The sequence below is a fragment of the Flavonifractor sp. An4 genome (genome assembly GCF_002161755.1).
In the GTDB taxonomy this organism is placed as follows: Bacteria; Bacillota; Clostridia; order Oscillospirales; family Oscillospiraceae; genus Flavonifractor; species Flavonifractor avicola.
Genome location: NZ_NFIL01000056.1, coordinates 1 through 11,197, shown reverse-complemented (window position 1 = coordinate 11,197; position 11,197 = coordinate 1). Strand labels below are relative to the sequence as shown.

Genomic DNA, 11,197 nt, shown 5'->3' with positions numbered 1-11,197 from the left:
GTCTCAACCGGCCGGAGTACATGGTGGAAGGCATGACGGACTACGGCAGCGCCGTAGTCCGTCATGCCTTCCACCATGTACTCCGGCCGGTTGAGACCGTGGCTCCGGGGGGTGATATACTCCCACACCCGACACATATGCTCCAGAAAGCCCGCCCGGTCTTTCCCCATTTTGGTTCGCAATGGGGAAAACTCGGGCCGCTGCTGGGCAAGATAGTGGAAGATGAGGGCGGCGGTGTTGGGGCCGCACCCCGCCCGCTGCTGCCAGAGATCGGGGAACCAGTCCTGATCCGCCCCGTGGGTCACGGTGCCGTCGGGGCCGGTCAGATCCAGCCGCTCCGGGTGAAGAATGAATGTGGGCATCCGCCCACCCCCTTTTTGTAATGGTTATGACCAGTATAGCATTCCTGTCAAGGCGGCGGCAGTTGCCAGGGGAGAAAAACTGTGTTATCCTGTAGAGAACAACAGGAGGAAGGATATGACCAAGACCGAACTGCTGAATAAGCTGGCCCGGGACGGGGAGGAGCGGCTGCTGCTGGCCCGGGCCATGGACAAGCTGGAGCTGGCCCGTACCCGGTCGGTGCCCGGCCATACCGGCTTTTTATCCCCACAGGAGCGGGCCAGTGTGGAAAACCTGCTCAATGCCTGCGGCCATCCCCGGCACCTGTTCTACGGCGGGTTTGAGGGGGCGGAGCGGACGGTGTGCGCCTTCCTCCCCGACTGGCAGGAGGAGGACGTGTGGCTGGACAGCGACTGCCCCATCAGGGCTGTCCGCTGTACCTGGTCGGGCGGTACTCTGAGCCACCGGGACTTTCTGGGCTCCATTCTGGGCCTGGGGCTGGACCGGGAGAAGATCGGGGACCTGCTGGTGGGGGACGGGGAGTGCCACATCCTGGCCCTGGAGGACGTGGCCGACTTTCTGGCCATGAATCTGGACCAGGCGGGCCGGGTGCGCCTCAAGACAGCCCCCATGGAGCTGGCCGACCTGAAGCCCCCCGAGGTGAAGGTGAAGCCCATCCGGGACACCGTCAGCTCCCTGCGGCTGGACGCGGTGGCTGCCTCCGGATTTTCCCTGTCCCGGGGCAAGGCGGCCGATCTCATTGCCTCGGGAAAGTTCCAGCTCAACCACCGGGAGTGCCTCAAGCCCGACCGCCCCGTGGCGGCGGGAGACGTGATGAGTTGCCGGGGCCTGGGCAAATGTGTCCTGAAAGAGGTGGGCGGCCCGTCCAAAAAGGGGCGAATTATGATTTTATTGGAGCGATATGTATAATGGATGACAAAAAGATTGCCCGTATCAACGAGCTGGCCAAGAAGGCCAAGAGCGAGGAGGGCCTGACCCCCGAAGAGATGGTGGAGCGGGACCTGCTGCGGCAGGAGTACATTGCCGCCTACCGGAACAATCTGGTGGCCCAGCTGGAGAACACCTATATTGTGGAGCCCGACGGCACCAAGCACAAGCTGGGCAAGAAGCCCTGAAAAAACCGCCTGCCATTTGGCAGGCGGTTTTTTGCGGGCGACCATAAAGGTCGCCCCTACTTGTCTTTGGAGAGCAGCCGTTTGTAGGTGAAGTCGATGGCGAAAGCGCCCAGAGGGGCGGTGACCAGGATGGCAATGACCGCCACGGTGAGCACGATCTGCCCGCACCCCAGGCCCATGGCCAGAGGCACGCCGCCGATGGCGGCCTGAACGGTGGCCTTGGGCAGATAGGCCAGCACCGCAAAGACCCGCTCCTTTTTGTTGAGGCGGCTGCCTGCCATGCACAGCAGCACGCCCAGGGCCCGGAAGCACAGTACCCCCAGCACCGTGGCCACGGCGGCCAGACCGGCGGCTGCGGCGTACTTCAGGTCCACCTGGGCGCCCACCAGCACGAAGAGCATGATCTCAGCGCCCACCCACAGCTTGCCGAACTTGGCGGTGAGCCGCTGGGCCACCACCAGCCGCCAGCGCCGCAGGCCCAGACCGGCCCCCAGCACCGCCAGCAGGCCGGAGAAGGGCACCCAGGCTTCCACCGCATCCTCCAGAGCCACCAGCAGGAAGGCCAGGGAGAGCAGAATGACCACCTTCACCGAGTCCCGCATATGGAACCGGGCAAAGAACCTGGCCAGCACAAAGCCGATGAGCAGGCCGAAGGCCGCACCCAGTACAATGGACACCGGCACCCCGGCCAGGGCAGCGGGGGAGAAGGAGCCCCCCTGGGCCATGCCGGTGAAGGAGGTAAAGAGGACGATGACAAACACGTCGTCCACCGAGGCCCCTGCCAGCACCATCTGGGGAATGCCCTTGGCGGTGCCGTAGCCCTCCTCCATCAGTTTGAGCATCCGGGGCACAATGACGGCGGGGGAGACCGCCCCCACCACCGCGCCCATGATGGCGGCGTCCAGGGTGCTCACCCCCAGCAGCCGGGGGGCCAGCACCACCATGCCCAGCACCTCAAAGGCGGCGGGCAGGAAGCACATGAGGATGGCGGGCCGCCCCGCCCGGCGCAGGTCGTCCACATCCAGACTCAGACCGGCCCGGGTGAGGATAATGACCAGGGCCAGCTGCCGCAGGTCGGCGGAAATCCCCAGCAGGGAGGGGGAGAGCAGATTGAGGACGCAGGGCCCCAGCAGAATGCCCGCCAGCAGCATACCCACCAGGGAGGGCAGCCGCAGCCTGGCGGCCAGGGTGCCCAGGGCCAGGCCCAGCAGCAGCACAAAGCCTAAACTTGTCAACATAACACACATCATCCTTCCCAGAGGGCGTCACCCTTCCTGCGCGGCATTGCCGCACAGGAAGGGTTGTGCATCATTTCCGGTTGCCCCAACGGGGCGAGGAAATGGCACATCTCTCTTTTTTGTTGCGTTTTTGCGCAACAAAAAAGCCAATGCCCCCTGCAACAAATTGCAGAAGTCATCAGCCAAACGGCGGTTCGGGCAAATGCCCCGGGCGGACCTCATCCCCGTATTTCGGTGGCAGTATACCACAGGCTGATCCCCTTGTCAACTGTGGGAAAAGGGAGTATGATAATGCGTACAGAGCAAAACCGAACGCACAGAGGGCCAAGGCGTTCGGTTTTGCGGCGCAAGGGGCTTGTGCGATACTGCCCCAACCCCTTGCGCCGTTCGCCGGGACGTGTTTCGTTCCGGCGAACATACGCATTGTCACAATGTCGCAATTTCACAAAACAGCGAAGTACGCCGTTTTGTGAAATTGCGCGGCCCTGCCGCGCCAATCAACCGCGTTGCGGTTGATTCAGCAGACATTATGATGAAAAAAACAAGACCACAGGAGGCCTTTATGATCTTCGATACCCACGCCCATTACTATGACGACGCCTTTGACGCCGACCGGGATGCCCTGCTGGCCCAGCTGCCGGACAAGGGGGTGGACCTGGTGGTGTGCCCCGGCTGTGACCTGGAGTCCTCCCGGCAGTCCATGGCCCTGGCGGAGCGCTACGACTATCTCTATTTTGCAGCCGGGTTTCATCCGGAGAACCTGGAGGGCGTGACTATGTCCCAGCTGGATGAGATCCGCTCCCTGTGCGCCCACAGGAAATGTGTGGCGGTGGGGGAGATCGGCCTGGACTACTACTGGGTCAAGACCCCTGAGGACCGGGCCAACTCCCGGGACTTCTTCGACGCCCAGCTCTCCCTGGCGGAGGAGCTGGACCTGCCCGCCATCGTCCACGACCGGGACGCCCACAAGGACTGTGTGGACATTGTAAAGGCCCATCCCAACGCCCGGGGTGTGTTCCACTGCTACGCCGGCAGCATTGAGGACGCCAAGGTGCTGGTGGACAAGGGGTGGATGCTCTCCTTCACCGGCAACATCACCTTCAAGAACGCCCGCCGGGCCCCTGAGGTGATAAGCTGGCTGCCCATGGACCGGATTATGCTGGAGACCGACGCCCCCTACATGGCCCCCGAGCCCTACCGGGGCCGCCGGTGCGACTCCTCCCTCATCCCCCTGATGGCCCAGACGGTGGCCCAGCTGAAGGGATTGACCACAGAAGAAGTTTTACGGATTACCCTGGAGAATGGAAAACGGTTTTTCGGCCTGTGAGTAAGGAGGTATTTTTATGGAGACCATTTCCTATGAGTACGAAGGCGCCCTCTATGTGAACCTGACCAACCGGTGCGACTGCCGGTGCGTGTTCTGCCTGCGGCACAACGGCCATAAGGGCTCCATCTATGCTGACGATCTGTGGCTGGACCACGAGCCCACCCGGCAGGAGGCCCTGGACGACCTGCTGGCCCGAGACTACTCCAAGTACCGGGAGCTGGTGTTCTGCGGCTTCGGTGAGCCCATGTACCGCACCGACGACATCCTGTGGCTGGTGGACCAGCTGAAGGAGAAAGTACCCAACCTGCCTCCCATCCGCATCAATACCAACGGCCACGCCAACCTGATCCTGGGCCGGGATGTGACCCCTGAGCTGTCCGGCCGCATCGACACCGTGTCCATCTCCCTCAACGGCTCCACGGCGGAGGAGTACTGCGCCGTCACCCAGCCCAGGGACGGGGTCAAGGCCTGGGAGGCCATGCTGGACTTTGCAAAGAAAGCCAAGGCCCATGTGCCCCATGTGGTGATGACCATCGTGGACAAGGACAAGACCCCGGCGGAGATCGACCGCTGCCGGGCCATCACGGAGGAGCTGGGAGTCACCCTTCGTATCCGGGCCTATATCGAGGATTAAAAACAGCTGGGGCGCTGCAACAGCAGCGCCCCAGCTTGTTTTCCTTTACTTGACAAAGGCGGCTACCGCCTGACGGAAGGCGGCCTGATCGCCGTCGCTGCCGTGGAGGCGGACTGTCACCGGGTGAGACAGGTCCAGAGAAAACAGCCCCATGATGGACTTACCGTCCACCACATAGCGGCCGGACAGAATGTCCACCTCGCAGGGAGAGCGGGTGGCGGCGTTGACAAACTGGCGGACCTCCTCGATGGAGGCCAGAGAAACCTGGAATTCAGACATGGGGCACCTCCTGAACGAATATTATCCTTGCAATCAAACTGGAATTCCGTATAATAATGTCTGCTGAATAAACCGCGATGCGGTTTATTCGCGCGAAGGTAGCCGCGCAATTTCATAAAAACAGCTCAAAGTGGCTGTTTTTCTGAAATTCAGCCATTGTTACAATGCGTATTTCCGTTGGCGCGTCTCAACGCACCAACGGAAAGTGCGAGGTTTTTTGGACCAGATCGTCCAAAACCCTTGCACTTGAACAAAGCCATTTGGCCTTGAAAACCTTGGTTTTCAAGGCTTGTGACTTTGTTCAGTACGCATTATAATAGGGGATATCGAAACTCTGTCCTGTTTATTATACTGGCAAGTCAGAGGTTTTTCAACAGGAAAACGCCTGTAAAGAGAGGAAAGCGTATGCGTACAGCGATCTATACCCTGGGCTGTAAGGTGAACCAGTACGAGACCCAGGCCATGGAGGCCGAACTCACCCGCCGGGGCCACACTCTGGTGCCCTTTGACGGGGAGGCCGACGCCTATATCATCAACACCTGCACCGTCACGGCGGTGAGCGACAAGAAGTCCCGCCAGATGATCCGGCAGGCCCGCAAGCGCTCCCCCCACGCCATTGTGGCGGTGTGCGGCTGCTACGCCCAGACCGACCCCGAGGCGGTGGAGGCTCTGGAGGTGGACCTGGTGATGGGCACCAACGACCGCATGGGCTTTCTGGACCGGCTGGAGGCCCTGAGCCCCGACGGGGGCCAGGTGGTGGACGTGGACGACGCCCTCCGCCGCCGCACTTTCGAGCGGCTGCCTGCCGGCGGCCTGGAGGGCCGCACCCGGGCCATGCTGAAGGTGGAGGACGGCTGCGTCAACTTCTGCACCTACTGCATCATCCCCTACGCCCGGGGCCCCATCCGCTCCCTGCCCGCTGCCGAGGCTGCCGCCCAGGCCGCCAAGCTGGCAGAGGAGGGCTACAAAGAGCTGGTGCTCACCGGCATCGAGATCTCCTCTTGGGGCCGGGATCTGGAGGGCAAGCCGGAGCTGATGGACCTGATCGAGGCGGTGTGCGCCGCCGCGCCGGAGTGCCGGGCGCGGCTGGGCTCTCTGGAGCCCCGCACCATCACCGCCGATTTCTGCCGCCGGGGGGCCGCCATCCCCAACCTGTGCCCCCACTTCCACCTGTCCATGCAGTCGGGATGCGACAGCGTTTTGAAGCGGATGAACCGGAAATATGATACCGCGCGGTATTATGAGAGCGTCAGATTACTACGGGAATACTTTGACCGGCCCGGAATCACCACAGATCTCATTGTGGGCTTCCCCGGCGAGACCGAGGAGGAGTTTGTCCAGACTCTGGACTTTGTGCAAAAGTGCGCCTTCTCCGCCATGCACATCTTCCCCTACTCCCGCCGCTCCGGCACCCCTGCCGCCGCCATGGCCGGCCAGTGCTCCAACGCGGTGAAGGAGGAGCGGGCCCACCGGGCGGGTGAGGTGGCCCGTGGGCTCCACCAGGCCTGGCTGGAGCGCTGGGTGAGCCAGACTCTGCCCGTTCTCTTCGAAGAGGAGAAGGACGGCCTGTGGCGGGGCCACGCCCCCAACTATACCGAGGTCTTTGTTTCCGGCCAGGGATTACACAATGTGATACAAGACGTAAAAATAACAGGCCTTCATGGAGAAGGCCTGTTGGGTGAGCTTGTGCCGTAACGGGGACTGCGGGGCGGGGGCTGGCCTCCCGCCCTGCCGTTACTTGTTGCGATGAAACTTTGCCTTGAACTTCTCCACCCAGGGCTCCAGACGCTCCCGGGGAAGAAGATAGTTGATGAGCAGGGACATGGCCACGCCCATACCGGTGTCAAACATCCGGTCCAGGGCGTAGGACACATAGGTGTCCACCGGGGTGTTGAACAGGACGATGCACAGCACCACGCCGCCGGGCTGCACCGCTCCAACCCAGAAGGTCTGGGCCAGCAGGATCAGGATGATGACGCCCACAAAGAGTAGAGGCACCAGCAGCAGCCGGTTCTCCCCGTCGGGGTAGAAGATCAGATAGATGCGGAACAGTCCCATGCCCAGCAGGCCGCCGATGATGGTGCCGAAGAGCCGGTTGCCGCCGTGGAGCTTGGAGTGGTCCATGTTGGCTCCCATGCCGAAGATGGCGCCGATGCAGGCGAAGGTGGGGTTGCGCTCGCTGAGAAAGAAGTAGTAGAGCAGGGCGCACAGAGCGGCGGAGAGGGCGGTTTTCAGGTTGCGCAGGCCGATGTGCAGGTGCAGATGGTGGGTTGTGGTGGCGGAGCCGGAGGCGGGGGCGTCTTTCATGGTGAGGTCACACTCCTGATGTTTGATTTTGAGATCAGTCGAGGTTTTAGAAAAACGGGAGGTACGCGATGAGCAGAGCAGACGAGCTGTTTATTGAAAATTGCAAGGATATTCTGGCCCACGGGGTATGGGACACCGACCAGGAGGTGCGTCCCCGGTGGGAGGACGGTACCCCCGCCCACACCGTGAAGAAATTCTGTATCGTCAACCGCTATGACCTGCGGGAGGAGTTTCCCGTCCAGACCATCCGGAAGATGGCCTTCAAGAGCGCGGTGGACGAGCTGTTGTGGATCTGGCAGAAGAAGTCCAACAACATCCACGACCTGAACAGCCATATCTGGGACGCCTGGGCCGATGAAAACGGCTCCATCGGCAAGGCCTACGGCTATCAGCTGGGGGTGAAGCACCAGTACACCGAGGGGATGTTCGACCAGGTGGACCGGGTGCTCTATGACCTGAAGCACAACCCGGCCTCCCGGCGGATCATGACCAACCTCTATAACCACCACGACCTCCACGAGATGGCCCTCTATCCCTGCGCCTACTCCATGACCTTCAACGTCAGCGGCAAGACCCTAAACGCCATCCTCAACCAGCGCAGCCAGGATATGCTCACCGCCAACGGCTGGAACGTGATGCAGTACGCCGCGCTGGTCCACATGATGGCCCAGGTGTCCGGCCTGGAGGTTGGCGAGCTAGTCCACGTCATTGCCGACGCCCACATCTACGACCGCCATGTGCCGGTGGTGGAGGAGATCATCGCCCGCACCCCCTATGAGGCCCCCAAGCTGTGGATGGACCCCTCCGTCACCAACTTCTATGCCTTTACCAAGGACAGCTTCAAGCTGGAGGGCTACCAGTTCCACACCCTGGACCAGCCTATCCCGGTGGCGGTGTAAGGAGGGCCTGTTATGAATCTCATTGCAGCGGTGGACCAGAACTGGGCCATCGGCAAGGACGGGGATCAGCTGTGCTACATCCCCGCCGACCTGAAGCGGTTCCAGGCCCTCACCACCGGCCACGCCGTGATTTTGGGCCGCAAGACCCTGTCCACCTTCCCCGGCGGCCGGCCGCTGAAAAACCGGCGCAACTTGATTTTGTCCCGCAATGCCGCCTTCGCCCCCGAGGGGGCGGAGGTCTTTGCCGATGTGGACAGCCTGTTGGAGGCGGCCCCGGCGGATGCCTTCGTCATCGGCGGGGAAAGCGTGTACAAGGCTCTGCTGCCCTACTGTGACAAGGCCTATATCACCAAGATCAACAGGGCCTGGCCCGCCGATGCTTTCTTCCCCGACCTGGACGCCGACCCGGCGTGGCAGGTGACCGAGGAGGGAGAGTGGCAGGACCACAAGGGCCTGGCCTTCCGCTATGTGACCTATGAGAGGGTGAAGTGATGTACCGGGAGGAGATAGCGGCCTATGTGCCACAAAATCAGCAGGAACTTGGAGATAAGGAAATGATGCTGGAGTACCTGCGCTTGTTCCCCGATGACCTTCTGACCCGGCAGAACAGGATCGCCCACTTTACCGCCTCCGGCTTTGTGGTCAACGCCGACGCCAGTAAGGTGCTCATGGCTCACCACAACCTCTATCAGGTATGGGCCTGGACCGGCGGCCATGCCGACGGGGAAGCCGACCTGCTGTCGGTGGCCCTGCGGGAGGCCCGGGAGGAGACGGGGGTGGAGCACATCCGGCCCCTGAGCACGGCGCTGGCCTCCCTGGAGATCCTGCCTGTGTGGGGCCATGTGAAGCGGGGGGCGTGGATACCCTCCCATCAGCACCTGAATCTCACCTATCTGTTGACCGCAGACGAGACAGACCCCCTCCATTACCGGGAGGGGGAGAATACAGGGGTGGCCTGGTTGCCGGCGGACAAGCTGCTGTCCATCACCAACGAATGGCAGATGGATGAGGTATACACCAAGCTGCTGGAGCGGGCCCGCCGTCTGGTGGGAAAAAGACCGTAAAAGATCTGCCGCACAAGGGCTGGGGCCATGCGCGGCAGACGGTTACCATATGGTAATGGTATCATGCCCGCCTGCCCGGCGCAAGTGCCGACTTGCCCAAAAACCAATCAATTTTTTTGACAACCTGACAAAAAATATGGGACCATAAAATCTTTTGACACGGCATATACAGACGGGTATGCAATGTAAAAAAACGGTAAGCAAGCGGAGGCGCGTTGCCCCGCAGGGTTTTCCACATTATCCACAGGGTTTTCCACACTTGTCCACACTGGTGGAAAACAACCGTTATGCATATTCCGGTAGACATAAAAGTAGTCAAGGGAAAAATCCACGGCAGAATTGCCAAAGTTTCCACACAGCGGGAGACGGGAAGGAAAGACCATGTCCGACACCATCGCAGCCATCGCTACACCAGCCGTTCCCAGCGCCATCGGCATCCTCCGTCTCAGCGGGCCGGAGGCCATTGCCGCGGTCTCTGCGGTGTTTCGGCCCCTGGGGGGCAAACCTCTGACGGCATATGAGGACCGGCATCTGGTGCTGGGGGAGCTGCTGGGGCCGGGGGGCGAGGTCATCGACCAGGCCCTGGCCACCATCTCTCACGGCCCCCACAGCTATACCGGGGAGGACACGGCGGAGGTGCAGTGCCACGGCTCCCCGGCGGTGCTCTCTCTGGGGCTGGAGGCCCTCTTTGCCCAGGGGGTGCGGCAGGCGGGGCCGGGGGAGTTTACCCGCCGGGCCTTCCTCAACGGGCGGCTGGACCTGACTCAGGCGGAGGCGGTGGCCGACCTCATTGACGCCGAGACCCCCGCCGCCGTGCATCAGGCCGCCGGTCAGCTCTCCGGCGCTCTGGGCCGCCGGGTGGGGGCCATCTATGACGGCCTTACCGACTTGCTGGCCCACTTCCACGCTGTGCTGGACTATCCCGACGAGGACATCGACCCCTTCCGGGCGGACACCATCCAGGCCGGATTGACCGGGGCCAGAACCGCCCTGGAGGACCTGCTGGCCACCTACCAGCGGGGCAAGTACATTGCCGGCGGCGTGCCCTGCGTGCTGGTGGGGCGGCCCAACGCGGGCAAGTCCTCCCTGCTCAACGCCCTGGTGGGCTATGACCGGGCCATCGTCACCGACATCCCCGGCACCACCCGGGACACGGTGGAGGCCAAGTGCGTGCTGGGGGGCGTGACCCTACGGCTCATCGATACCGCCGGCATCCGGGAGACCGAGGACACCGTGGAGCGCATCGGCGTGGAGCGCAGCCGTGCCGCTCTGGAGGAGGCCGCCCTGGCCCTGGTGCTGTGGGACGGCTCCACGGCCCTGGGGGAGGAGGATTGGGACCTGCTGGCCGATGCCAGAGACCACGCGCCGGTGATCCTGGTGCGCACCAAGGCCGACCTGCCCTCCAAGCCCATGCCGGTGCTGGGGGTGGAGGAGATGCCACCGGTGGTGTCGGTATCCGCCAAGACCGGCCAGGGACTGGACAAGCTGGGAGAGCTGGTGGAAGGACTCTTCCCCACGGTGGGCGTGGGAGGGGCTGGAGAACTGCTCACCAACGCCCGGCAGGCGGAGGCCGCCCGGCGGGCTCTGGAGGGCGTGGCCCGGGCGGAGGAGAGCCTGGAGGCGGGGATCACCCCCGACGCCCTCCTTACCGACGTGGAGGAGGCCCTGTCTGCCCTGGGCGAACTCACCGGAGCCAACATCCGGGAGGACATCACCGCCCGCATCTTCGAGCGGTTCTGTGTTGGAAAATAGGGGCGGCCTTTGGCCGCCTCTTTTTGCGCTTTGTAACCCCTTGTCTCCACATTGGCACCGGCCCTGTAACCCTCTGTACCACGGGACATGATAGGATGGAGGCAGAAAAGTCTGCAAATAAAAAATCAATAGGAAAATGAGAAAAATTTGCAGGCACAGGAGAAGGCGAAAAAAGGGTATGAGAAAAGAACCGCCGCGCAAGCGCCGGTCAAATTGAAAGAG

General features: G+C 62.4%; 12 protein-coding genes, 1 pseudogene and 1 riboswitch. Of the genes and pseudogenes, 9 read left to right on the top strand and 4 right to left on the bottom strand.

Annotation, left to right across the window (positions count from 1 at the left end; all coding sequences use genetic code 11):
* Positions 1-362 (bottom strand): annotated as a pseudogene (locus B5F94_RS14810) (hypothetical protein); the annotation flags it as partial.
* 115 nt (positions 363-477) lie between these two features.
* Between B5F94_RS14810 and B5F94_RS14805 the strand changes: the two are divergent.
* A complete protein-coding gene (locus B5F94_RS14805; protein WP_087331232.1) occupies positions 478-1,269 on the top strand; it encodes an RNA-binding protein in 792 nt (263 codons plus the stop codon).
* Positions 1,269-1,475 carry a DUF896 domain-containing protein gene (locus tag B5F94_RS14800; RefSeq protein ID WP_087188870.1) on the top strand — a complete coding sequence of 69 codons (207 nt, stop codon included), beginning with the start codon at positions 1,269-1,271 and terminating at the stop codon, positions 1,473-1,475. The genes B5F94_RS14805 and B5F94_RS14800 overlap by 1 nt, the downstream gene beginning before the upstream one ends.
* A gap of 56 nt (positions 1,476-1,531) precedes the next feature.
* Here the strand turns inward: B5F94_RS14800 and B5F94_RS14795 are convergent, their stop codons facing one another.
* Positions 1,532-2,713 (bottom strand): cation:proton antiporter, encoded by a 1,182-nt coding sequence (locus tag B5F94_RS14795; RefSeq protein ID WP_087331230.1) that lies wholly within the window; start codon positions 2,711-2,713, stop codon positions 1,532-1,534.
* Between the two features lie 162 nt (positions 2,714-2,875).
* Positions 2,876-2,948: riboswitch (Fluoride riboswitch) on the bottom strand.
* Positions 2,949-3,275: 327 nt separating this feature from the next.
* On the opposite strand from B5F94_RS14795, the gene B5F94_RS14790 reads away from it, so the two are divergent.
* Together B5F94_RS14790 and B5F94_RS14785 are read left to right on the top strand one after the other, a co-directional pair.
* Entirely contained in the window at positions 3,276-4,040 is a 765-nt protein-coding gene (locus tag B5F94_RS14790) for a TatD family hydrolase (protein WP_087331228.1), read from the top strand.
* 16 nt (positions 4,041-4,056) lie between these two features.
* The gene (locus tag B5F94_RS14785) at positions 4,057-4,674 is read left to right on the top strand and encodes a TatD family nuclease-associated radical SAM protein (RefSeq protein WP_087268372.1); all 618 of its coding nucleotides are present in this window, start codon (positions 4,057-4,059) and stop codon (positions 4,672-4,674) included.
* A gap of 45 nt (positions 4,675-4,719) precedes the next feature.
* On the opposite strand, the gene B5F94_RS14780 is transcribed toward B5F94_RS14785, so the two are convergent.
* Entirely contained in the window at positions 4,720-4,953 is a 234-nt protein-coding gene (locus B5F94_RS14780; protein WP_087268375.1) for an HPr family phosphocarrier protein, read from the bottom strand.
* A 405-nt stretch (positions 4,954-5,358) separates the two neighbouring features.
* Between B5F94_RS14780 and mtaB the strand changes: the two genes are divergently transcribed.
* Positions 5,359-6,648 (top strand): tRNA (N(6)-L-threonylcarbamoyladenosine(37)-C(2))-methylthiotransferase MtaB, encoded by a 1,290-nt coding sequence (mtaB, locus tag B5F94_RS14775; RefSeq protein WP_087331226.1) that lies wholly within the window; start codon positions 5,359-5,361, stop codon positions 6,646-6,648.
* Between the two features lie 39 nt (positions 6,649-6,687).
* Here the strand turns inward: mtaB and B5F94_RS14770 are convergent, their stop codons facing one another.
* Positions 6,688-7,260 (bottom strand): FUSC family protein, encoded by a 573-nt coding sequence (locus tag B5F94_RS14770; protein WP_087331224.1) that lies wholly within the window; start codon positions 7,258-7,260, stop codon positions 6,688-6,690.
* A gap of 68 nt (positions 7,261-7,328) precedes the next feature.
* On the opposite strand from B5F94_RS14770, the gene thyA reads away from it, so the two are divergent.
* The 4 genes from thyA to mnmE all read left to right on the top strand — a co-directional run bounded on the left by thyA (position 7,329) and on the right by mnmE (position 10,975).
* Positions 7,329-8,159 carry a thymidylate synthase gene (gene thyA, locus B5F94_RS14765; protein ID WP_087331222.1) on the top strand — a complete coding sequence of 277 codons (831 nt, stop codon included), beginning with the start codon at positions 7,329-7,331 and terminating at the stop codon, positions 8,157-8,159.
* Between the two features lie 12 nt (positions 8,160-8,171).
* Entirely contained in the window at positions 8,172-8,651 is a 480-nt protein-coding gene (locus tag B5F94_RS14760) for a dihydrofolate reductase (protein WP_087331220.1), read from the top strand.
* Positions 8,651-9,223, top strand: a complete 573-nt coding sequence (locus B5F94_RS14755; RefSeq protein WP_087331218.1) for an NUDIX hydrolase — start codon at positions 8,651-8,653, stop codon at positions 9,221-9,223. Before B5F94_RS14760 ends, B5F94_RS14755 begins: the two co-directional genes overlap by 1 nt.
* Positions 9,224-9,604: 381 nt before the next feature.
* A complete protein-coding gene (mnmE, locus tag B5F94_RS14750; protein ID WP_087331217.1) occupies positions 9,605-10,975 on the top strand; it encodes a tRNA uridine-5-carboxymethylaminomethyl(34) synthesis GTPase MnmE in 1,371 nt (456 codons plus the stop codon).
* The last annotated feature ends 222 nt before the right edge of the window (positions 10,976-11,197 follow it).